The 23,560-nt window shown below is 61.4% G+C and carries 21 protein-coding genes; 19 read left to right on the forward strand and 2 right to left on the reverse strand.

Going from position 1 to position 23,560, the window contains the following annotated elements; translation table 11 throughout:
- Positions 1-53 precede the first annotated feature (53 nt).
- From GQ57_RS19920 to GQ57_RS19955, 8 genes are all read left to right on the forward strand, one after another.
- Positions 54-1,499, forward strand: coding sequence for an amidase (locus GQ57_RS19920; RefSeq protein ID WP_034198820.1), 1,446 nt, complete (start codon positions 54-56; stop codon positions 1,497-1,499).
- A 105-nt stretch (positions 1,500-1,604) separates the two neighbouring features.
- Positions 1,605-2,942: an aminotransferase class III-fold pyridoxal phosphate-dependent enzyme gene (locus tag GQ57_RS19925; RefSeq protein ID WP_034198821.1), complete on the forward strand. Its 1,338-nt coding sequence runs from the start codon at positions 1,605-1,607 to the stop codon at positions 2,940-2,942.
- Positions 2,939-4,384, forward strand: a complete 1,446-nt coding sequence (locus tag GQ57_RS19930; protein WP_052001411.1) for an NAD-dependent succinate-semialdehyde dehydrogenase — start codon at positions 2,939-2,941, stop codon at positions 4,382-4,384. Before GQ57_RS19925 ends, GQ57_RS19930 begins: the two co-directional genes overlap by 4 nt.
- A gap of 203 nt (positions 4,385-4,587) precedes the next feature.
- Positions 4,588-5,655, forward strand: a complete 1,068-nt coding sequence (locus tag GQ57_RS19935) for an ABC transporter ATP-binding protein (RefSeq protein WP_034198822.1) — start codon at positions 4,588-4,590, stop codon at positions 5,653-5,655.
- Positions 5,652-6,551, forward strand: a complete 900-nt coding sequence (locus GQ57_RS19940) for an ABC transporter permease (protein WP_034198823.1) — start codon at positions 5,652-5,654, stop codon at positions 6,549-6,551. The genes GQ57_RS19935 and GQ57_RS19940 overlap by 4 nt, the downstream gene beginning before the upstream one ends.
- Positions 6,548-7,405, forward strand: coding sequence for an ABC transporter permease (locus GQ57_RS19945; protein ID WP_200877969.1), 858 nt, complete (start codon positions 6,548-6,550; stop codon positions 7,403-7,405). The genes GQ57_RS19940 and GQ57_RS19945 overlap by 4 nt, the downstream gene beginning before the upstream one ends.
- 38 nt (positions 7,406-7,443) lie before the next feature.
- On the forward strand, positions 7,444-8,481 hold the full coding sequence (locus GQ57_RS19950) for an extracellular solute-binding protein (RefSeq protein ID WP_052001412.1): 1,038 nt from the start codon (positions 7,444-7,446) through the stop codon (positions 8,479-8,481).
- A 160-nt stretch (positions 8,482-8,641) separates the two neighbouring features.
- Positions 8,642-9,763: a porin gene (locus GQ57_RS19955; RefSeq protein WP_034198853.1), complete on the forward strand. Its 1,122-nt coding sequence runs from the start codon at positions 8,642-8,644 to the stop codon at positions 9,761-9,763.
- 737 nt (positions 9,764-10,500) lie between these two features.
- On the opposite strand, the gene GQ57_RS39800 is transcribed toward GQ57_RS19955, so the two are convergent.
- Positions 10,501-10,899 (reverse strand): winged helix-turn-helix transcriptional regulator, encoded by a 399-nt coding sequence (locus tag GQ57_RS39800; protein WP_075122866.1) that lies wholly within the window; start codon positions 10,897-10,899, stop codon positions 10,501-10,503.
- A 102-nt stretch (positions 10,900-11,001) separates the two neighbouring features.
- On the opposite strand from GQ57_RS39800, the gene GQ57_RS39805 reads away from it, so the two are divergent.
- On the forward strand, positions 11,002-11,928 hold the full coding sequence (locus tag GQ57_RS39805) for an NADP-dependent oxidoreductase (protein WP_160257540.1): 927 nt from the start codon (positions 11,002-11,004) through the stop codon (positions 11,926-11,928).
- 58 nt (positions 11,929-11,986) lie between these two features.
- Positions 11,987-12,877: an NmrA family NAD(P)-binding protein gene (locus tag GQ57_RS39810; protein ID WP_081896723.1), complete on the forward strand. Its 891-nt coding sequence runs from the start codon at positions 11,987-11,989 to the stop codon at positions 12,875-12,877.
- An 8-nt stretch (positions 12,878-12,885) separates the two neighbouring features.
- On the opposite strand, the gene GQ57_RS19965 is transcribed toward GQ57_RS39810, so the two are convergent.
- Entirely contained in the window at positions 12,886-13,131 is a 246-nt protein-coding gene (locus GQ57_RS19965; protein WP_034198825.1) for a hypothetical protein, read from the reverse strand.
- A 385-nt stretch (positions 13,132-13,516) separates the two neighbouring features.
- On the opposite strand from GQ57_RS19965, the gene GQ57_RS19970 reads away from it, so the two are divergent.
- The 9 genes from GQ57_RS19970 (at position 13,517) to GQ57_RS20010 (ending at position 23,273) form a co-directional block, all read left to right on the forward strand.
- Complete coding sequence (locus GQ57_RS19970) at positions 13,517-14,194, forward strand: Crp/Fnr family transcriptional regulator (protein WP_031397702.1); 678 nt, start codon at positions 13,517-13,519, stop codon at positions 14,192-14,194.
- A 125-nt stretch (positions 14,195-14,319) separates the two neighbouring features.
- Positions 14,320-15,891, forward strand: coding sequence for a long-chain-fatty-acid--CoA ligase (locus tag GQ57_RS19975; protein WP_160257541.1), 1,572 nt, complete (start codon positions 14,320-14,322; stop codon positions 15,889-15,891).
- Positions 15,892-15,995: 104 nt separating this feature from the next.
- A complete protein-coding gene (locus GQ57_RS19980) occupies positions 15,996-16,781 on the forward strand; it encodes an enoyl-CoA hydratase/isomerase family protein (RefSeq protein WP_031397704.1) in 786 nt (261 codons plus the stop codon).
- A 17-nt stretch (positions 16,782-16,798) separates the two neighbouring features.
- Positions 16,799-18,547, forward strand: coding sequence for an acyl-CoA dehydrogenase family protein (locus GQ57_RS19985; protein ID WP_160257542.1), 1,749 nt, complete (start codon positions 16,799-16,801; stop codon positions 18,545-18,547).
- 12 nt (positions 18,548-18,559) lie between these two features.
- On the forward strand, positions 18,560-19,339 hold the full coding sequence (locus GQ57_RS19990; protein WP_034198827.1) for an SDR family oxidoreductase: 780 nt from the start codon (positions 18,560-18,562) through the stop codon (positions 19,337-19,339).
- 24 nt (positions 19,340-19,363) lie between these two features.
- A complete protein-coding gene (locus tag GQ57_RS19995; protein WP_034198828.1) occupies positions 19,364-19,837 on the forward strand; it encodes a MaoC family dehydratase in 474 nt (157 codons plus the stop codon).
- Between the two features lie 11 nt (positions 19,838-19,848).
- The gene (locus GQ57_RS20000; protein WP_034198855.1) at positions 19,849-20,751 is read left to right on the forward strand and encodes an SDR family NAD(P)-dependent oxidoreductase; all 903 of its coding nucleotides are present in this window, start codon (positions 19,849-19,851) and stop codon (positions 20,749-20,751) included.
- A 29-nt stretch (positions 20,752-20,780) separates the two neighbouring features.
- Positions 20,781-21,965, forward strand: a complete 1,185-nt coding sequence (locus tag GQ57_RS20005; protein WP_031397709.1) for an acetyl-CoA C-acyltransferase — start codon at positions 20,781-20,783, stop codon at positions 21,963-21,965.
- Positions 21,966-22,376: 411 nt separating this feature from the next.
- Complete coding sequence (locus tag GQ57_RS20010; RefSeq protein ID WP_235215101.1) at positions 22,377-23,273, forward strand: alpha/beta hydrolase; 897 nt, start codon at positions 22,377-22,379, stop codon at positions 23,271-23,273.
- The last annotated feature ends 287 nt before the right edge of the window (positions 23,274-23,560 follow it).

Consider the following 23,560-nt stretch of genomic DNA (forward strand, 5'->3'; position numbering starts at 1 on the left):
GCGGAGCGTGCGGGTACGGAACGGTGCTTCCGTCACGACCCTGGTAAGACGATATGCGCGAAAACGAGTATCTGGAACTTGATGGCGTCGCACTCGCTGAACGTTTACGTGCCGGCGAGGCTTCTTCGGGCGAACTGATGGCCTGTGCCATTCAATTGGCTCGGCGAATCAATCCGGCGATCAATGCGATTTGCCATCCGGCCTATGAATCGAGTCAGCAGCTTGCGGACGAGTGGCGGGGGCGCGGTCCCTTTCAGGGGATCCCGTTTCTGTTGAAGGATTCGGGCCTCGCGGCAACGAAATTCGAGTCGAGTATCGGTTCCGCGCTGTTTGCCGACAGTCGATACAGCGAGGATGCCACCCTGGTGGCGCGATTCCAGGCCGCCGGCTTGATTGCGTTCGCTCGCACCACGGTTCCCGAGATGTGCATGGCGCCGACGACCGAGGCAAGACACAACGGCAATGCCACCCGGAACCCGTACGACAGCACCCGTTCGGCGGGCGGATCGAGCGGTGGCGCCGCCGCGAGTGTCGCGGCCGGCATCGTACCGGTCGCACACGGCAGTGATGGCGGCGGCTCCATTCGCATTCCGGCTTCGTGCTGCGGCGTATTTGGCCTGAAGCCTTCACGAGGCCGTGTGCCGATGGGGCCGTCCCGCGGCGAAGGATGGGGGGGACTCGCTACGGACGGCGTGATCAGTCGCACCGTCCGGGATACCGCGACCGCGCTGGATGCGGTGTCGCACAGCGAGCCGGGCGCGCCTTACGCTGCACCGCCTGTGAAGGGGCGTTTGATCGACCATGTGGGCAAACCCTTTGAGAGGCCGCTCCGGATTTGCGTGTGGAAGGAGCCGCCCGACGGCATCGCGCTGGCGCAGGAGTGCGCGACCGCCGTCGACGTCACGGTGCAGTTGCTGCGCGACGCGGGACACTTCGTGGAATACGGTTCCGCTTCGTCGGAGCTCGACTACGAGGGATTCATCGCGGATCACACGCGCGTGCTGGCAGCCAGTCTCGTGCAGTCTGTCGACGATCGCCTGAAGGTGCTGGGGCGTGCATTGCGGGCGGATGATCTGGAACCGGCGATGCACGATGCCTACGAGCTGGGAAAAACGATCACGGCCCAGCAATACGCGACGGCAATTCGACGCTTTCACATGATAGGACGCGTGCTCGACGCGCCGTTCGAACGGTTCGACATCGTCCTGACTCCGACGCTCGCTCAATTGCCTGCGACGCTGGGAGCGCTGGTGATGGAAGGTTCGTTCGCCGGATTTCGACGGCGCGTGTCTCGCTATTCGACCTATCTGGCCATCGTAAACGCTTCGGGCCAGCCAGCGGCAAGCGTTCCGACTTACTGGACCGAAGACGGGATACCGGTCGGCACGCAGTTGATCGCCCGCTATGGCAGGGAGGATCTGATCGTGCAACTGGCATCGCAGCTCGAATCGACGGGCAACTGGCAACCGTTGCGGAGGCGACCGTCCGTTGGCCAGTGAGCGAAAATTATTTGATTTTTAATTTTGGATTACTGATTGAGTTTGCCGAATGGACGAACTGAATCAATGACGACAGACAACGCGGATAAAGGTGGGACTATCACGATGAAACTCGACAATCAAACGGCGGCGCACTCGGTCGAGGATGCATTCTTCATGCCATTTACGTCGAATCGCCGATTCCGGAAGGACCCGGTGCTGTTTACCGAGGCGCGCGGCATGCATTATTTTCGCCCCGACGGAACTCGGGTGCTGGATGGCATTGCCGGCCTCTGGTGCGTCAATGCCGGGCATGCGCGTGAGCCGATTACGGCGGCAATCCGAGAAGCGGCCGGCCGGCTGGATTTCGCATCCAGTTTCCAGATGAGTCACCCGGGGGCAAGCGAATATGCCAAGGCGCTGACCGCGATCACGCCGGACGGCATCGATCACGTGTTCTTCAGCAACTCCGGATCGGAGGCCGTGGATACCGCACTCAAGATCGCGCTTGCCTATCAGCGCGCGATCGGTCAGCCGCAGCGGGTTCGGCTCATCGGGCGCGAGCGGGCCTATCACGGCGTCGGCTTTGGTGGATTGTCGGTTTCCGGCATAGCGGCGCAGCGCAAGCCGTTCGGAAATCTGCTGCCGTTTGTCGACCATCTGCCGCATACCTACGATCGAAGTGAAATCGCCTTCACGAAAGGCCAGCCGACGTGGGGCGAGCATTTTGCGGACTACCTGACTCGTCTCGTCGAACTGCACGACGGCTCGACCATCGCCGCGGTGATCGTCGAACCGGTCTCCGGATCGACGGGCGTGCTGGTGCCCCCGATCGGCTATCTGCAGAAACTTCGCGAGATCTGCACGGCGCACGGCATCCTGCTGATCTTCGACGAGGTCATCACGGGTTTCGGCCGCCTCGGTGCACCTTTTGCCGCCGAGCGTTTCGGCGTCGTCCCGGACATCATCACCTCGGCAAAAGGACTGACGAACGGTGCGGTGCCGATGGGCGCGACATTTGTCGCCAACCATGTCTTCGATGCATTGATGACGGGGCCGATCGACAATATCGAGTTCATGCACGGCTATACGTACTCCGGCCACCCGCTCGCCTGCGCCGCAGGCCTGGCCGCGCTACGCGTGTATCAGGACGAGAACCTGTTCACGCATGCGGCCCAGCTCGAAGCTTATTGGGCCGATGCGGCGCACAAGCTGCGTGACTTGCCGGGGGTGCTCGACATCCGCAATATCGGCCTGCTTGCGGCGGTGGACCTGCAATCGGATTCATCCAGTCCCGGGAAGCGCGGTTACGGCGTTCATCGCGCTTGCCTGCGCCGCGATGTGCTGATCCGCGCATCGGGCGACACGATGCTGCTGTCCCCGCCGCTCGTCGTCCGGCATGAAGACATCGATACGATGTTCTCGGTGCTGTCGGAATCCATTCTCGAAGGTGCGGCATCGTGAGCGATGTGCCGACGTCCTTCGATACGCGATTGAGCATCGCGGGCCGTCGTGTCGACGGCCGGGGGGAGCGATTTCACGTGTTCGATCCCGCGACCGGTGCGGTGCTCGCCGATGCGGCTGGCGCCCATCCGGATCAGGTCGACGAAGCATTGCAGGCCGCTCATGCCGGATTCCGGGTATGGCGCGATATGGCGGCGGTCGAGCGCGCGTCGATCCTGACGGATGCCGGGCGAATGCTGGGTGCGAATCTCGAGCAACTCGCCAGGCAACTCACGCTCGAGCAGGGCAAACCGTTGGCGGAAGCACGCGCCGAGTGGCAGGCGGCGCTGGAAACGCTGGACTGGTATGCGAACGAGGGGTTGCGTGCCTATGGGCGAATCGTCCCGTCGCGCGGTCGTCATGTTCAACAGCTTGTCGAGCGCGATGCGGTCGGACCGGTCGCCGCCTTCGCGCCATGGAATTTTCCGGCGCTGACGCCGATGCGCAAGATCGCCGGCAGTCTTGCCGCGGGTTGCAGCTGCATCCTCAAGGCACCGGAAGAAGCGCCGATGTCGTCGCTCGCCATTGCGCACGCGCTGGCGCGGGCCGGTCTTCCCGACGGTGTGCTGAGCGTTGTCTTCGGGGACGCGCCGGCGATTGCCGAACGGTTGCTGGGTGCGTCCGTTATCCGCATGGCGAGTTTCACGGGATCGACGCCGGTCGGTTCGACGCTGGCCGTCGCGGCAGGCCGCCGCGCACTGCCTCTGACGCTGGAGCTTGGCGGGCACGCGCCGGTGCTGGTTTTCCCGGGCGCAAATCTGGATCGCGTGTTTGCCACGGCCGTGCCCGGGAAATTTCGCAATGCCGGGCAGATCTGTGTTGCGCCCACGCGGTTCATCGTGCACCGGTCGCTGTACGAATCGTTTGCTTCGCGGCTGCGTGAATTTGCGTCCGATCTGCAGGTCGGTTCCGGTCTGGATGAACGCACCCGTATGGGGCCTCTCGCGACGCGTCGAAGGTTGGCGGCAATGGACGACCTGGTGAAGGCGGCACGCGAAGAGGGGGCGGAAATATTTCGGGCCGCCGACGTTTCGCGACCGGGCTTCTATTGGGCGCCGACCGTCGTGACCGGCCTGAAGAGAGGATCGACGTTGTTGCGCACCGAGCCTTTCGGCCCGATCGCGCCTTGCATTTCGTTCGATGAAGAGGAGGAAGCGCTCGCGCTCGCCAACGATGTGCCGTACGGCCTCGCGGCTTACCTCTTCACGGAGTCGTTGTCGCTTGCCAAGCGTGCAACCCGCGCGCTGGAGGCCGGTATGGTCGGCGTCAATACCACGCGAATCTCGTTGGCGGAACTGCCCTTCGGCGGCGTGAAGGAGAGTGGATATGGCGCCGAAGGTGGCATGGAAGGCTTGCAGGACTTTATGGTCACGCGGTCGGTCAGCATCGATTTCGGTGACTGAAGCCCGGATCAGGTGCCCGGTTCCCCCGATGAAAGACACGCGCTCTCGGGGGAATCGCGAGGAAAACCGCAGCGGGCGAATGCCGCGTCAGCGCGCGGCGACAGGCCGCGACGTGGCGGGTCGATGCGGGTGCGACACCGTTCGCTCCAGTGGAAACGCAGCGGTACGCGGTGGATTGTAGATGTAGTCATGAGGAGACTGATATGGGCGTGTTACTGTCGATCGACGGGGTCACGAAGATTTATCCGGGCGGTGGCACTGCGGTGCTCGATAACGTGAGCGTTCAGATCAACGAGGGCGAGTTCTTCACGTTGCTTGGTCCGTCCGGCTGCGGGAAGACGACGCTGCTGCGGCTGATCGCCGGATTCGAGCAGACGTCGAAAGGCGATATTCGACTCGGAGCGGAATCGATTGTCGGAAAGGCGCCGTTTCAGCGTCCGATCAACACCGTATTCCAGAGCTATGCGCTCTTTCCGCATCTGACGGTTGCCCGGAACGTCGGATTCGGACTGGAGATGAAGGGGGAGCGGCGCGAAAAAATCGACGCCACCGTAGAGGAAATGCTGAGCCTCGTTCGATTGCCGCATGTCGGCGAGCGCTTTCCGCACCAGTTGTCCGGCGGGCAGCAGCAGCGCATCGCGTTGGCAAGGGCGTTGGCCAATCGACCGCGCCTGCTGTTGCTCGATGAGTCGCTGTCGGCTCTCGATCTGAAACTGCGCAAGGAGATGCAGACCGAACTGAAGCGTCTGCAGCGGCAGACCGGCATCACGTTTGTCTTCGTGACACACGATCAGGAAGAAGCGCTGACGATGTCGGACCGTATCGCTGTCCTGAATGCCGGAAAGATCGAACAGATCGGCGCCGCAAGAGAGATATACGACACACCTGCGACACGCTTCGTCGCGGCTTTCATCGGCGACGCGAACCTGATTGACGCCACCGTGGTCGGTGGAGGCGGCGGCCTTCGGCTTCCGGGCGACTCGTCTTTCGGTGCGATGCCCGGCAAGAACGCGACCGTCGTCGTCCGGCCGGAACACATCCGGCTGTCCCGAACGAAAGACGGCGGATCCGAAGACGGTATTCACCTGTCCGTGAGGGTGACCGACATCGACTACGTCGGTACCTCGACGCTCTACCATGTCGAAAACGAAGACGGAACGCGGTTACGGGTTCGTCAACAGGATTCCGCCGACGAGTTGAATGTCCCTCGTATCGGTCAATTGGGCGTCGTGTTTCTGCCGTCGAAATCCTGTCGGGTACTTCCATCATGAGCATGCATACGACCGTGTGCACCGAGCGTGCCCGATACCCGCTGTTGCTGCCCGTCATGCTCGTCCTGTTGGCCGGATTCGCGATACCGATGCTTATCGTGGCCGTCGTTTCCGTTTCGAAGCCGCTCGACTACGGTGGCGTGGCGTGGGGAACGTTTTCTCCGCTCTCGTATGTCCGGGTGCTGTTCGACCAGGATTTCGACGGAACATGGAACTGGACTTCGGCCTATGCGACGCTTTTTTGTCGAACCGTTCTATTCGCATTGCTAACGACTATCCTGTGCGCGATCGCAGGATTTCCCGTGGCGCTGTTCATCGCAATGCAACCCAAGGCGCGTCGACCTCTGCTGCTCATGCTCGTCTCGATCCCGTTCTGGACGAACATGATTGTCAGGTGTTACTCGTGGATCATTTTGCTCAGAGACGACGGCGTAATCGGCAATTTCATGAGCCGGCTTCATTTGGGTTCGACGGCGCCGGGAATCCTGTATTCCAATACGGCGACCTTCATCGGGCTCACCTATGCGTTTCTGCCGTTCATGGTGCTCCCGATCTACACGAGTCTCGAGAAGATGAACTGGGAGCTTGCCGAAGCGGCTTACGACCTCGGCGCAAACCGCATCAAGATGCTGCGAAGGGTCGTGATTCCGATTTCCCGCCCCGGCATCGTGTCAGGTTGCATGCTGGTATTCGTGCCGGCGCTGGGTGCCTATCTGGTTCCGGATCTGCTCGGCGGTGGCAAGTCCATGATGCTCGGCAACCTGATCCAGATGCAGTTCGGCGTGGCGCGCAACTGGTCGTTCGGTGCCGCATTGTCGCTGTTGTTGTTTGTGCCGATCCTGGCATCCGTCATTGTTCTGCTCTTTAAAGAAAACCGGAAACAGGAGTCGAAATGAATTCATCGGGCAACATCTCCATGGATAGAATCAAATCGATTTCGTCGGCCGGCGGGCTGGGAAAGACGAAGGTGCGATCGCTGAATTCGTTTGTCGGTCTGCGGACAATCACCGTCGCATTCTTCATCTTTCTTTATGCGCCAATCCTTGTCCTCGTCGTGCTGAGTTTCAATGCCGGAGATTCCACCGCGACATGGAGCGGATTCGGGCTGCAGGCTTATCGCACATTGGCGGCGGACGGTGCGCTTCGACAGGCCGCGGGGAATTCACTGATCGTGGCATGCTTCGCGACGATCGGCTCCACCCTGGTGGCGACATTGGCCGCGATCGCGCTGCATGGTCGTAGAGGCGCGATGGAGCAGATCACGGGAAGCGCCATCACGTTTCCGCTGCTCGTTCCGGAGATCGTCACGGCCGTCGCGACATTGCTCGCGCTTTCGGTGCTGGCGATTCCGCTCGGGCTCGCCACGATCATGTTCGCACACACGGTGTTCTGCCTGCCGTTCGCGTTCCTTCCCGTCAAGGCGCGGCTTGCGGACATGGACGGTCGGCTGCTCGATGCAGCGGCCGACCTCTACGCGACGCCGTTCAGAGCGTTCCGGGCGGTGACGTTGCCGCTCATGGTGCCGGGAATCGTGGCGGGCGCCATGCTGGCGTTCATCACGTCGATCGACAACTTTGTCATCACGTATTTTGTCGCCGGAGCGGGGTACACGACCCTGCCGGTTTATATCTACGGCGTAGTCAAAGTCGGGGTTTCGCCGGAGATCAATGCGATTTCCACCGTGCTGCTGGCGGTCTCGGTGTCGCTTGTGACGCTGTCGTATTTTGTCGGGAAGTTGAGAAGAATCTGATGTCCCGATTTGTTAGTCAAACCACCAGGAGGAGACTCATGAAGTACCTGACTCGTTTCATTTTCGGCGTTGCCATGGGCTTCGCAAGCATCGGGCTGCAGGCAGCCGAACTGCATTTCGCCAACTGGTCCAACTACTATCCTCCGGAATTGCTGAAGAAGTTCGAGAAAGAGACGGGGATCAAGACGACGCTGGATTCATATGCCGACAACGACGAACTTCTGGCCAAGCTGCGTGCGGGATCAGGCAGCTACGACGTCGTCGTGGTGAGCGATTCGTATGTACAGATCATGGCACGGGGAGACATGCTGCGGAAGATAGACAAGGCGAAGTTGCCGAATTTTTCCGGCATAACGGAAAAGCAGTTTTCCTCTCCTGCCTATGATCCGGCCCGGACCTACACGATGCCGTATCTGTGGGGCAGCGATGGTCTGGTTTACGATTCCAGGCAGGTTCCGGGCGGCAAGATCGACGATAGCTGGAAGAGCTTGTTTGTTCCGGCGGAAGCACTGCGCGGCAGGATCGGCGTCTTGAATATCGAGGAGGAACTGTATTCGGCAGCGGCCTTTTACGCAGGCGTGGATCCGTGCACCGAGAATCCGAACGATGCGAAGAAGATCCTTGATATCTTGTCGGCCCAGAAGCCGTACGTACAGACTTTCGACAGCAACCCGATCTCGGTGATGCAAGCGGGGACTGTCGCCATGCACCTGATGTGGAACGGCGCCTTCCTGCGCGCGAAGAAGCAGCGACCCTCTCTCGTATTCGTCTATCCGCGGGAGGGCGTGAAGGTCTTTCAGGACAATTTCGCGATTCCCGCTACCGCGAAGAACGTCAACGAGGCGCTTACGTTCCTGAACTGGATGCTGAAACCGGAAAACATCGCCGCCGCATCGAACTTCACCGGCTACAGCAATGCGATTCCGGCGTCATACAAGCTCCTCAAGCCGGATATGGCGCAGGATGCCAGTATCGTCGTGCCGGACTCGATGAAACCGAGACTGCGACCGTTCGAACAATGTTCGACGGCCGCGCTGCAACTGCGCAACAAGGTGTGGGTCAAGTTCAAGCAGTGAGCGGCAGCGTCTGATGGAGTCATTCCATTCAAATAATTTAGTAATGCAAATCGAAATAGAGAAATCCGATGATCCTGGCCTGGAACAGGAATCGCTGTTTTGATGGATGCCGCGTTTCGATTTTCAAAGAAAACAGAGAAATACTATCGAAGGATTGGAGATGAAAAGAATCTGTATTGCGAGCGGGTTGATCGGTTCCTTGTTGAGTGCGAGTTCCGTCGTCCATGCCCAGAGTTCGGTAACGATGTATGGCGTGCTCGACGAATCGATCCAGTACACACGTAACGTGGATGGGCACACCTCCCAGCTTGCCTTGTACGCCGGCCAGCTTACGACGGACCGGTGGGGTGTGAAGGGGAGCGAAGATCTCGGCAACGGCGTGAAGGCGATCTTCAGGCTGGAGAACATTTTCAACCTGAACAACGGCGCCGCGCAGCGGATGTGGGGGAAGTCATGGGTGGGTTTGTCGAGCGACACATACGGAACGGTGACCGTCGGTCGGCAACTCGATCCGTTGAGTGATCTGGTGATGGAGGTGCAAGGGAACAATTTTCTCGAGTACTTCACCGCACCGGGGGATGTCGACAACGGCGACGCCACGGTCTACACGAACAGCGCGATCAAGTGGGCAAGCCCCTCGTGGGGCGGACTGCGAACGTCGGTGATGTACTCGGTAGGGGGCGTTGCCGGGTCGACTGGATCGGGCCAGACCTACAGCGCGGCGGTCAACTACAGCCTCAAGCCGATTGCGATCGCCGCCGGATATTTTCATATCGACAATGGTAATCCCGCGACCTCGGCCCGCGGAACGTCGACTGCCGGAACGATATTCAATTCGCCGGTCAACGCCGCTTATGCGTCGGCGCGTTCGATCAATATCCTGCGCACGGGGGTAACGTATGCACCCGGTCACTGGACTTTCGGGCTGAATTACAGTCACTCGGAATACATCGGCGATGCTTCGTCGACGTTCTCGAGGAACGAATACTATGATTCGGCGGCTGCCTTCGCGGCCTGGAACGTTACGCCGAGCTTGTTGCTCGAGGGCGGGTATGTTTATCTGAAATCACACGGCGATTCGTCGGCAACGTACCATCAGGCGTCGTTGGCGGCCGATTACTCCCTCTCGAAAAGAACCGATCTCTATGCGATCGCGGGCTATGTTCACGCATCCGGCAACAACGGCGTCGGCCCCGCCCAGGCGGTTATTGCCGACTCGTTTGCACCGGCCGGATCGTCTTCGCAACAAATCGCGATCGTAGGCGTACGGCACCGCTTCTGAACGTCGCATCAAGGCCTCGGTTCCCGACGCGCATTCGGGGGACAGTTGCTCCCCGGTTCTTGAACAGATGCAGTGACGCCCGGATATCCGATGCGCGTTGCGGTGCTGTTGGTTGAAGAACTCGGGGAGGCGATGTATTGCTCGTCGACCTTCGGCGTCAAGTCGTCGAGAGCCATGCGAGGCCGGTTTCCATTGCATTCCTGTCGCCACGAGTCGATTACCCGTCAAACTTGTTCAAGGGATTCGAACAGTGGAGGTTCGGGCATTCGTCACCGAGTGATCCGTTAAACGTCTCGATACGACGTGATCGATGCATGGGCGAGCACGGGCCGCGATCGCGCCGACCGCCGGGCAGCACTGCCGCGCGGCGAAAAATGCGGCAGGGGCCTGCGTCGCCGGCGAGCGCTGGCGCTGGTTGCTCGACTTCAAGGAAAAAGCCCCGTGCCGAGACGAGGCGTGGTGGATTCCGTGGTGAGCCGCTACGGATTGACGATGCGGCGGGCCTGTCGGCTCGTGAAGCATCCGCGCAGCGTTCAGTACTACAGAAGCGTCAAGCCCCCCGGAAAGCCGATGTGGATCACGTCGCCCGCCTGCTGTTGCGCTGGCGTAACGTAGCAGATTCCGCATCTGTCGACGCTCGTAGTTCCATCAATGAATGAACCGCATCGCCCACTGCCGGGCTGTGCGTTGAGCGGCCCAACCCATGAAATATCGGGAACGCTTACGTACCTCTTTCTTCATCCTTTTCCGCCGGGCACTTCTTTCTCGTCGTAGGTCTTGCGGGCAGCCGCAATTTCACTTCGATTCTGGATCGCCCAACCTATGAGCATTTGAACGGGCACCAAAAGCGACTCCCCCAGCGGGGTCAGAGCATACTCGACTGTCGCCGGAATAGTGGGAAATACAGTGCGTGTCACCAACCCGTTACGTTCCAGGCCCCGTAGCGTTACCGTGAGCATCCGCTGGCTGATGTCTTTGATGTTTCGCTTGATTTGTGTGAAACGCAGTGGCCCCGTGGCCAAATGAGAAATAACGAGCGCTGTCCATTTATCACCGACGAAATCAAGGATCGAGCGCACAGGGCAATCGACATTGATATCGACGTCGGGATCGGGGAGGTGAATGGTTACTTGCATGTGCCTTTGTAACTGAAAACTGCCGCCTTGCGGCGGCCGCCGGAACTAAATAGCATGCCTGCAGGTTAGTCTCAAGACGTAACCATTGATAGGATGATACTCATGAAAGTGATTGAACTCCAGAAATACGGTGGCGCGGAAGCTCTCCAACTCGTTGACCATCCCGAGCCGGTCGTTGGCTCGGGTGAGGTTCTTGTGGGTATCGCCGCAACTTCGTTCAACCCGGTCGATTCCAAGCGGGCCTCCGGGCTTCTCAAGGCAATCTTGCCCATTCGTTTTCCGTTCGTTCCTGGGGGCGATTTTTCAGGCGTTGTCGAGGCGATCGGTGAAGGCGTGACCGGTTTCCGAAAGGGAGATGCGGTTTACGGCTCTTCGGCAGGTGGGGGAACATATGCCGAACGGGTCGCAGTCGATGCTAAAAGTATTGCTATTAAACCGACGAATCTATCGCACGGCGAAGCGGCCTCACTGGCGCTCGTCGGCCAGACTGCAGCGCAGGCGATTGAAGCTGCTGGCGTCGTGAAGGGAAAGACTGTTTTGATTCACGGGGCGGGAGGTGCGGTGGGTTCCGTCGCCGTGCAGCTCGCGCATTACTATGGTGCGACGGTAATCGGTACAGCATCGGCTGACGATGCGGCACGACTTCTTGGCTACGGAGCCAGGCAGGTCATTGATCGGAATACACGATTCGAGGACCAGATTGAAAGCGTTGATGTTGTGATCGATGCTGTTGGTGGAGAAGTTCAGGCCAGATCATTCGCAGTTCTAAAAGAAGGCGGAATCCTCATCGCTCTGAGCGAGCCGCCCTCGCAGGATGAAGCGCGTCGGCACGGCGTGACGGCGACGATGTTGTTTACCCAGGGTTCGACAGCAAGTCTTGATGCGTTGCGTGAGCGGATTGAAGGGGGGGATGTGGTCCCGTTCGTTGGGCAACACTATCCACTTGCCGAAGCTTCGCATGTTTGGCTTAAGGCTGCCGCAGGAGGCACGAAAGGAAAAATCGTAATCGACGTTCTGGAAGGCAAGTGATTATATTTGTTGTCTGAATATTATTTAATTGTTCTAAATTTTAATCGTGGGGAAATTCATGTCTAAGCTCGTCCTGGTTGTCGGTGCCACAGGTTGGCTCGGCCATAAAATTACAAATGCAATTGTTGCGCGCGGCATTCCGACGCGAGTTGCATTGCGAGGCGGATCGGCGCATCAAAAGGCCGGTTTGTTCAATGGGCGAGCAGAAATCGTTTCGGCTGACCTGGCGGATGGCGATAGCCTGGTAAAAGCGGCGAAAGGTGTTGATACCATTGTTTCCGTGGTTCAAGGTGGTCCGGCCGAGATCATTGACGGTCAGGTGGCGCTTGCAAGGGCAGGCGTAGAGGCAGGCGTAAAGCGCATTATTCCTTCTGATTTTTCGATCGATTTTCGTGGCGTGTCGACGGACCGCCACCTGTTTCTCGGGTGGCGCGAACAAGCCGATCGGGCGATTGAAAAACTGGGGCTGGCGCAGAATAATATCTTCAATGGCGCCTTCACTGAAATCTTGGGTCTTGAATTTTTCGAGATGATGGATTTCAAGGAGGGCCAGGTAAAATTCTGGGGAGATCCCGACCAAAAATATGACTTTACCGCTACCAAAGATGTGGCTGAGTTTACTGCTGAAGTCGTGAAAGATCGTGAACGTGTCGGTCCGCAAATGGTCAACTCTGAACGAGCAAGCCCCAGGCAGCTCGCTGAAATTGCCTCGCAAGTTTTCGGGCGCGCCTTCAAGCTGAGTCATCTCGGCAGCCTCGCCGACCTCGATGTGGAGATTTCCTCACGGCAAGCTGCTCATCCGCAGAATCCGATGGCGTGGGCTGCGCTTCAATACCAGCGGATGATGGCATCAAGTGAAAGTGCGTTGACGCTCCCGGTTACAACTGGCAGTTTCGTAAGCGAGCCTACGACCATTTATCAGTTCTTTTCCGGGCTTAAGCAAGCTTAACGACTCTGTCACGCTAGAAAACCGAGTTGGCCAGGATGGGGGGGAAGAAAATGAAGCCACCCTATCAGGGCCGTCGGTTCATCGCGTCGATCGTCGACCAGGCTGCACGGTAGCACTTTGGGCTCCCGTCCAGTCTGCTCGACATCGAGGAGTTGCTTTTCGGCGGTGGTGTATTTGCCGGCCATGAGACTCACCTGATCGGCTTGCTTCAGTACAGCCACAATCTGCTCGATCGAAAAGCGTTTCCGTTTCATGACGAACCGCCTCCTGGTTCAGGGTCAAGTTTGCTGTAAAACTCGCGCTCGGATCGGTCCGGAATTCCTGGAGCGGATCAAGACGGGATTTCGACATTCGCGCACCTGCGTCGAATCCCGTCCCGACGTCGTGGAGGATGCCGGAAGCCTGGCGGTTTGCCCGTCTGCCGGGAGCCGCCGCGGGGCAGCCGATGATCGTTTTACCGGACCGAGCGGAGGATCCGTATCGGCTATCATCACAGCGCGAATCGTTTGTCCGACGATGAACGATTACGCCTGGCTGTGGCGGCCGGTAGACGGAAGTGACTGATACGGCGTGCGGCGCATTTCTCAAGCACGTTTTGTTCCTGTCGACCCGTCGAGAAAAATCGAGACGGAGACGACGATGACGAGAACCGGATTCAACTGGATCGCGGACTTGAGCCCGGTCGCGCGGGATGCGCTGCTGGCTCGCGCGCACGACAGGATGCTGCCGAACGCGACCGTTCTGTATTGTCAGGGCGATACCACGACGGAGCTTTTTCAGATCGTTTCAGGTGAGGTCAGGATGTTCGTTCTCGACGAGGACGGTCAGGAGGTCCTGATCTATTTCTACGGCCCGGGCGACGTCGTTGCGGACAGCTCCGCGATCGACCCGAACCCTTACCCGGTCACGATCATGACCCGAGGAGAAACCCGGCTGAAGGCGTGGTCGATCGACGACGTTGCTGAGTTGCGCGCCGCGTTTCCCGAAATCGATACGTCGCTCGCGCTCCAGATGAGCCAGCGGTTGCGGGGGCTGCTGGTCCTGATCCTGGAACTGGTGACGCTATCGGTGCCTGCCCGCGTCGCGGCGCGTATCGCCTCTTTGGCGCAGTTGCAAGGGAAATCGGCCACCGGTACGCCGCTCAGTCTTTCGCAAACCGACCTGAGCCTGATGGTCGGGGCGACGAGGCAGAGCATCAATAGCGTGCTGAACGATCTGAAGGGGCGCGACCTGATCGATACGCACTACGGCAGGATCTACGTCAAGGATCTTTCGGGATTAAGCCGTTATGCGGCGGCTGTCAAGCGGAAAGCCTAGGCGCCGGCCTCAGGGAAAATCCGTCAAACACTGTCCGCTGGCCGACGGTCTTGTAGACCGATGCCTCCTACGATTCACTCAACAACTCGCCGATGAGCGAGGTCGTGAATCCCAAGGAGACATGCATGCCCAGCACCGATATTTCCGTGGTCGTGAAACGCCATGCCGAGGCGCAGCCCGCGCGGACCGCGCTGATCTCCGGGCAGCGCCGCACGAGCTACGCCGAACTGGACAGACGCGTCGATCAGGTCGCCAATGGCTTGATGGAGGCTGGCCTGCGGCGACAGGATCACATCGCGATCCTGGATCTGAACAGCGACCACTTCTATGAAATCTGGCTCGGATCGGCACGGGCCGGGGTCGTCTGCGTGGCGTTGAATGCGCGGATAGCGGCTGCCGAGGTGGCGTCGGTGCTCCGCGATTGCAGGCCTCGTGTGCTGTTTGTCGGGGCAGCCTATGCGGAAATGATCGAGGCGCTTCGGTCCACGCTGGACTTCGTCGAGAAGATCGTGGTCACCGGCGCGGCATTCGAGCAATGGCGGGATGCGCAATCGGCCACTCCGCACGGGACGCAGGCGGACGGTGAAGATGTTTGCCTGCAACTGTACACGAGCGGCACCACCGGCGTGCCCAAGGGCGTTCAACTGACCAACGACAACGTTCGTGCGGCATTCGAGCCTTCCGACCGGACCATGCCGTCTCCCTGGACGTCGCTTCGCTCCACCGATGTCGTGCTGCAGGTGCTCCCGCACGGGCATGTGGCCGGATCGGGCTTCGGGCTGGCCGGCCTTCACAACGGCGCGACACTTGTCATCGCGCGCGAATTCAATCCCCCGGAACTGATAGCCGTCATCGAGCGGGAAAGCGTGACGACCGTCGTCATGGTGCCCGTGATGATCGATGCACTGATGGGAGCCCTGGCCGCGCGACCCGACGGCGGCGATGCGTGCCGGAGTCTCGATCACATCATTTACGGCGCGGCGCCGATGGCGACGGCGACCCTGCTGCGGGCGCTCAAGTTGTTTCCGGCGGCCGGATTCGGGCAGCTCTACGGCTTGACCGAGACGTCCGGCCCGATCACCTACCTGTCGCCGGCCGACCACCGGGCCATTGCCGCGGGTGACGAGCGACTGGCGCTGTCGTGCGGGCGGCGGATGCCGGACGTCGAGGTGCGGGTCGTGGATGGAGACGGCAACGAGGTGTTTCCCGGACAGGTCGGCGAGATCGTCTGCCGGGCGAGACAAGTGATGAAGGGGTACTGGGATCGCGACGCGGACAATGCCGCCGTGCTGCGAGGCGGCTGGTTCCATACGGGCGACATAGGCTCCGTCGACGAGAACGGCTATTTCCAGCTCCACGATCGCAAGCGCGACATGATCATCACGGGCGGCGAAAACGTCTATCCCGCCGAAGTCGAGAACGCGCTCCACGGCCATCCCGACGTGGCGGAGGCGGCCGTGTTCGGGGTGCCGGACGGCAAGTGGGGCGAGGCGGTCCGCGCGGCCGTCGTTCTCAAGCCGGGTGCATCTGCCAGCGAGGCCGACCTGGTCGCTTACCTGAAAGCGCGTCTGGCCGGCTTCAAGGTGCCCAAGACGATCGACTTTGCCGAATCGCTGCCGCGCAACGCGACCGGCAAGATCCTCCGGCGCATTCTGCGGGAACCCTTCTGGAAGGACGAGGCACGGCACGTCGCGTGACCGGAGCGGGTTCCTGCAGCGTTTTGGGTGCCTTCCGGCAGGCGGGCATCCGTTCATCGGCGTGATTCAGCAACCGGTTCACATTAAATAGAGGAGTGCAAAACATGGGTGTCAAGTTCGAAATGGATGGTGCGCTGGCGATTGCCACGTTTGACGATCCGCCATTGAACCTGATGGGCGAGGCGGCGATCTCGGGTTTCGAGGACGCCGTCGCGCTGGCGGTCGAAAACAAGGCGCGGGCATTCCTGACGCTTGCCAATGGCGATCATTTTTGCGCTGGCGCGCACGTCATCGAGAATTTCCTGGAGGCGGATGCCAACAAGGGGCGTCGCCTGATCAATCGCGTGTTTGCGATCACGCAGCGCTTCGAGCGACTGCCGATCCCCACGGTCGTCGCGGTGCGCGGCATGTGTCTCGGCGGCGGTAACGAGGTGGCGCAGCTGCACGACATCATCTGGGCGGGGGAGTCGGCCCAGTTCGGTCAGGTTGAGGCGCGTATCGGCACCGCGACGCTGCTGGGCGGCGGCGCGCGTCTGGTATCCCGTATCGGGCTGGCCCGGGCCAAGGAGATGGTCTTTTCCGCGAATCCGTATCCGGCGAAGACGGTGCTCGAGTGGGGGTTGATCAACCGGGTGCTGCCGGACGATCAGGTCGAAGCGAAAGCCCGCGCCTATGCCAAGGGTCTGTCCGAGGGGCCGACGGTGGCGCACGCCGTCAACAAGGCGATTGTCAATGCCGCCGCTGCCTACGGGCTGAGCGCGGCGGACGCATTGACCATGGATTCGGCGCCTCAGACGTTCGATACCGAAGACATGCGAGACGCCGTCAAGCGTTTCGCCGAAGGCGGGACGGAGGCCTTGTTCAAGGGCTCGGTCTTCAAAGGGCGTTGAGACGGAGGCGAATGATCATGGTTGTCTATCGTGCACCGGTCGAGGAGTACCGGTTCCTCGCCCAGCATGTGCTGGCGCCCGAATATCGGGCCATGCCGGATGCGGATGAAGCGGACGGCGATACGCTGGCCAGCATCATCAAGGCGCTCGGCATTTTCGTGAGCGAGCGCGTCATTCCGCTCGCCGTCGCGGCCGATGCGCAGGGGTGTGTCGTTGCCGACGGGGCGGTGCGCACACCTTCGGGATACCGCGAAGCCTACCGCGATCTCGTGAGCGGCGGCTGGGGATCGATCCATGTCGCCGAAGCGCACGGCGGACACGGCTTGCCTCTTGCGCTCGCGCTGGCCTGCGACGAAGTGCTGAGCAGCGGCGCCATGGCCTTCTCGCTCTACACCTCGTTGCGCTTGGGGGTGTACAAGGTGCTGCAAGCCCTCGGATCCGAGTCGCTCCGCAACGACTATCTCGCGAAGCTCGGGTCGGGCGAGTGGAACGGAACCATGTGCCTGACCGAACCGCACTGCGGAACCGATCTGTCGCTGCTTCGTACGGCCGCCGAGGCGGCGGACGACGGCACGTTCCGCCTCTCGGGGACCAAGATCTTCATCACCGGGGGGGATCACGATCTGACGGAAAACATCGTCCATCTGGTGCTGGCACGGATCAAGGGCGGCGCACCGGGCCTTGCGGGGCTGGGTCTTTTCGTTATCCCGAAGTTCCGCAACGACGGTCGCGGCAACTGGTCGATACCTAACGGGGTCGGCTGTTCCCGCGTCGAACACAAGCTGGGGATACATGCATCGGCAACGGCCGAGCTGCAGTTCGAGGACGCGCACGGCTGGATGGTCGGCGATCCCGGGGCAGGGCTGGCTGGCATGTTCATCATGATGAAGCTCGCGCGCCTCGGAACCGCCTTCCAGGCGATCGGGGTGGCGGAGATCGCCAGCCAGAACGCCATCGCGTATGCCTGCGAGCGCGTGCAGGGGCGGGACCTCGTCGGTGGCCGCAAGGCAGCCGTTCCCATCATCGAACATCCCAACATCCGTCGCGAGATCGTGCGCATGCGTACCCTCACGGCGAGTGCGAGAACGCTGGCGTTCCTTGCCGCCATCCTGCAGGAACGCACCGGCAGTCGCGATCGCTCGGAGGCCGCGGAGGCCGAGGGCCTGCTATCGGTGCTCATGCCGGTGGCGAAAGCCATGTGCAGCGAATACGGGGTCGAGGTCGCGACGGCCGCGATGCAGACCTACGGCGGCCACGGCTACATCAGGGACAACGGCATCGAGGGGATGTTGCGCGACGTTCAGATCCTGCCCATCTACGAGGGAACGAACGACATCCAGTCGCTGGATATCGTGCTGCGCCGTCTCGAGGAAGGTTGCCCGCAACTGCTGGCGTGGCTGCAACAGCAACTGCGGACCCTGCCGTCGTCCCCTTTTGCAGAACGGGTTCGACGCACGCTCGGACTGATCGAGGCGGCGGCTGACCAACTGGCCGCGCAGTTGCGAGGCGATCCGTTCTCGGCGCTGCAGATGGCGCGGGAGTTCCTCTGGCTCATCGGACACGGTGTGCTGGGCGTGCTCTGGCTGCGTGTGCTGCATGCCGTCGAAGACGGCGAGCCGTTGCCGGTCGATGCCGCTGCCAAGCGGTCGGAAGCGGGTTTCTATTTTTCGTTTGTTCATCCGGAAGTCGACCTGCGCGCCGCTCGCCTTGCAGCAGCCGGCGAGGTGCGTGCAGCCCTGCAGTCCTACCCCGTCGACACCCATTGAGAGAATTCATACATGTCCAGTCACAATTCACTGTTTGACGTCCGCGGCAAGGTCGCGGTGGTCACCGGCGGCACGCGCGGTATCGGCCTGATGATCGCCGAAGGATTCGTCAAGGCCGGCGTCAAGACCTATGTGGTGTCTCGAAAGACCGATGCGTGCGAGGAGGCCGAGCGCGCCCTGCGACAGCACGGCGAGGCGTTCGGTATTGCGGCCGACCTGTCCGATCCGGCCGCGGTGGACGTCTTCGCCCAGGAGATGTTGCGTCGCGAGCCCAGGCTCGACATCCTCGTCAACAACGCCGGCGCGTCGTGGGGCGCTTCGTTCGACGAATTTCCCGCGAACGGATGGGACAAGATCATGGACCTGAATCTGCGGTCGATCTTCTTCCTGACGCAGAAACTGGCCCCGGCCCTGCGCGCCGCCGCGACCGAGGGTGATCCCGCGCGGGTCATCAACATCGGCTCGGTCGATGGCCTCACGAGCCCCGACATGAACAACTTCTCCTACTCGGCCAGCAAGGCGGCGGTGCACCATCTGACGCGCCATCTCGCGAAGCATCTCGCGTCTTCCGACATCAGCGTGAACGCGATCGCACCGGGCCCGTTCGAGACCAAGATGACGGCGCACATGCTCAAGGAAGCGGGCGACGCCATCATGAAGCTGATTCCGCGGCGCCGTACGGGTTTGGCTTCCGATGTCGCGGGTACGGCGATCTTCCTGTCTTCGTCTGCGTCGGCGTACATCACCGGGGCGGTGATTCCGCTCGATGGCGGTTTTTCCACGACGCGTTGACCGCGCCGTGCAAGGAGAGAGTACATGAGCGTTCGGAAACTCAGTCCCGACGACCTGAAATCGCTGGTCGGAAAGGAGTTGGCGCCGTCCGAATGGATATCGATCGATCAGGCGCGTATCGACGCCTTCGCCGATGTCACGGGCGATCGCCAGTTCATCCACGTCGATCCGGAGAAAGCGGCGAAAGGGCCTTTCGGCGGGACCGTCGCGCATGGCCTGCTGGTGCTGTCGCTATTGCCGGCATTGATCGAGAAGACCGTGCCCGTGCCGTCGAACGTCGGCACGACCGTGAACTACGGCTACAACAAGATCCGCTTTCTTGCACCCGTCCGCAGCGGCAGGCAAGTGCGCGCGAAGTTCGTCGTCAGCGAGTTTGCGGAGCCCCAGCCCGGTCGCTATCAGCAGATCACGACGGTCACGGTCGAGATCGAGGGCGAGTCGAGACCCGCGCTGGTCGCGGAGTGGATCGGCGTGGGGCTGGTCGGGCAGAACGGGTGAAAGGAGAGGACATGAGTATTCGATTCGACGGCAAGGTCGCGATCGTGACGGGGGCCGGCAACGGCTTGGGACGTGCGCATGCGTTGGGGCTGGCCGCACGTGGCGCCAGGGTGCTCGTCAACGACCTGGGCAGCCGTCGCGACGGCTGCGGCGCGAGTCTCGCGGCGGCCGAGCAGGTGGCGGCGGACATCCGCGCGGCCGGCGGGGAGGCCATCGCCAACGGTGCGAACGTGGCGCACTTCGACGACGTGCTGGCCATGGTGGAGGAGGCCAGGGCCGAATGGGGCCGCGTGGACATCCTGGTGAACAACGCCGGCATCCTGCGCGACGCCACGTTTGCCAAGATGTCGCTGGACGACTTCTGGGCAGTGATGGACGTCCACGTTCGGGGAACGGTGAATTGCACCAAGGCGGTATGGGACCTGATGCGCGAACAGAAGTACGGGCGCATCGTATTCACGTCCTCGGCCTCGGGCATCTACGGCAACTTCGGCCAGTCGAACTACGGCGCGGCGAAGGCGGCCATGGTGGGGCTGATGAACGTGCTCCATCTCGAAGGTCAGAAATACGATATCCGTGTCAACGTGATCGCCCCTACCGCGGCGACCCGGATGACCGAGGGTCTCATCCCGGAGGATGCGTTGCAACGCCTGACGCCGGAATCCATCACGCCGGGGGTCTTGTTCCTGGCCAGCGATCAAGCCCCGTCGCGGGTCATTCTGGGCGCCGGATGCGGCGTCTTTGCGCGGAGCGTCATCTACGAAACGGAAGGTCTCTATCTCCCCGAGGAATTGCGCACTCCGGATGTCATTGCCGCGAGATTCGAAGAGATCTCCAACGCGTCGGGGCAGTGCGCGCTGGAGGGTGCGCCGCAGCAGACGATGCGCTTTGTCAGCAAGGCAGCCGCCGGCTGACGGTCAAAATCAAGCAGAGGATTTTTTACATGCGTGAAGCTGTTATTGTCTCAACCGCCCGGACACCGATCGGCCGGGCCTTCCGCGGTGCCTTCAACGACACCCGGTCTCCCACGCTGATGGCGCATGCCATCGAGCATGCCGTCCGGCGCTCCGGTCTGGAAGGCGACGTGTTCGATGACGCGGTGATCGGAACCGTGCTGGCGGCGGGCACGGCAGGCGGCAACCTGGCCCGTAACGCCGTGTTCGCCGCCGGATTGCCGACCAGCGTGCCGGCTCAGACCATGGACCGTCAATGTTCGTCGGGGTTGATGGCCATCGCCACGGCGGCCAAGCAGATCGCCTTCGACGGCATGACGGCCTGCATCGCCGGCGGGCAGGAGAACATCTCCGCCGTGCAGAACGACTATTTTGCGTGGGCCGGACGGGACATCGATCCTCGCGTGATCGAAAAAGTCGAGCATGCATACATGCCGATGCTGCACACGGCGGAGAACGTGGCGCGTCGCTATGGCATCTCGCGGGAGTCGCAGGATCGCTATTCGGTCGAGTCGCAGCGCCGGATGGCGGCTGCCCGGCAAGCGGGGCGGCTTGACGACGAGATCGCGCCCGTCGAGGCGCGCATGAAGGTTCAGGACAAGGAAACGGGCGCCGTCAGCTATCGGGACGTGCTTCTGGAAAAGGACGAGGGCAACCGGCCCGACACCACCTATGAGGGACTGGCCGGCCTCAAGTCCGTTCTGGACGGTGGCTGCATCACGGGCGGAAACGCCAGCCAGCTCTCGGATGGCGCATCCGCATGCGTGCTCACGGAGGCGCGCTTCGCGGAGCGGCGGGGCTTGACGCCGCTCGGTGCCTATCGCGGCATGGCGGTGGCGGGTTGCCCGCCTGAAGAAATGGGAATCGGTCCGATCTATGCGATTCCCAAGCTGCTCAAACAGCACGGCCTGAAGATCGACGATATCGGCCTGTGGGAGCTCAACGAGGCATTTGCATGCCAGGTGCTGTATTGCAGGGAGAAACTTGGCATTGATCCCGATCGCTACAACGTCGACGGCGGCAGCATCTCCATCGGTCATCCATATGGCATGACGGGCGCCCGTCTGGTCGGCCACGCGCTCATCGAAGGAAAGCGTCGCGGGGTGAAGTACGTGGTCGTATCGATGTGCGTGGGCGGAGGGATGGGGGCGGCCGGACTCTTCGAGGTCCTGTAGGCGAGGGCACTCGACGCCGGTCGGTCGACCGCATCGGATCTGGAGTCTCGTAGGACGTCGCCATCCGCTGAAACGCCTGGGTAAGCGAATCGATGCCCGCGCCCGACTTCGTCGGGTGCGGGCGGCTCCGCGAGCAAGGCCCGTTGCGCGAGATTCTCGAACGACCGGTCATGCGTTCATTTCGAATACGACCCAAAGCAGGCACATCAGGGACACCGGAGCGCACGGACACGTTGTCGGCGCAGCGATGCCGGCCACCCGGTTCCTCATCGCTTTCGGCCCCGACATCATGATGAGTTCGGCGGCCGCGCCGATTCCAGGCGGGGTCATGTTCGGGAGCGGACGAGGGCGTGTCGCCGGCCCGATGGCCGCGGTAGTCGTGTTCACGCTGCTTTCCCGATGCCGACCGTCATGGGCATCGAGGAGTCGGGCAAGCTGATGGCTCAGGGCGTGGCCATCGCGATTGCAGCGATCGTGTATGGTGTGAAGAACCGGGCAGGCGAATGGAAAAGGAGCACTGAAATCATGGAATCGGAAATCTATCGGGACAACGGCCAGCCTTTCCTTCTGGAGGGCAACGAGATCGGCGTGTTGCTTTCCCACGGCTACACGGGAACGACGTCCGGGATGCGGTTTCTCGGGGAATATCTGCACGAAAAGGAAGGGTGGACGGTGCATGCGCCGCGGCTGCAAGGCCACGGGGATTCACCTGCCGCGATGGCGGAATCGACCGCAACCGACTGGATCAGGTCGCTCGAAGAGGGGCTCGACCTGCTGTCGCAGCGCTGTTCGACCGTCTTCATGGCGGGACTGTCGATGGGCGGCTGTCTCACCATGTATATGGCGGCGCAGTATGCGGACGTCATCAAGGCGGCCGTGCCAATCAACGCGTGCCTCTACTTCGGGACTTCCGCGCTTGCGGAGCTGGCCTATAAAAAGGACGCGCCGGCGTATCTGGTGGGCGTCGGGAACGACGTGAAGGACCCGGACGTCACGGAGGTGGCCTATCGCGAGATTCCAGTGGCGACGATCAAGGAGATCTACGGCCTGATGAATGTGACGCGCGACCTGCTGCCGAACGTCGTGTGCCCGACGCTCGTCATGGTGTCGCCGGACGATCATGTGGTTCCCCCGGCGAGCAGTCATGCCATTCTCGATGGCATCGGCTCGGTCGACCGGCGGCTGCTCGTGCTCGGAAATTCATACCATGTCGCAACCATCGACTTCGACAAGGAAACCATCGCGGAGCGTACCCGGGCCTTCTTCAACGAACAACTCGGGGCTTCGCGAGGGGGCGGGCCGGCGTGATGTCGCTGCCGTCCTCACGGGACGCTCACGGAACATCGGCCGACGTGCGACCGTAGGGCGGGGTTCGCTGCTAGGCTGCGGATTTGCCTCGTGAAAGGCGAGGCAGAACGGCGTGCCGCGTGATCAAGCCGCTCCGGGCCGCGGGGCGCGGTTTGCCGATCGGCGGGTGGCCGGCGCGCGGGATGCCGCGCTCGTCCGGCCACATGCCGCCATGCGCATTGGCAACCATTGGTCGAATCCTCAATTGCCGAGTCACGGAATGAGGTGCAAAGACCCAATCTAGCAGA

The organism is Burkholderia sp. MSh2 (assembly GCF_000731655.1).
Taxonomy (GTDB): domain Bacteria; phylum Pseudomonadota; class Gammaproteobacteria; order Burkholderiales; family Burkholderiaceae; genus Burkholderia; species Burkholderia paludis.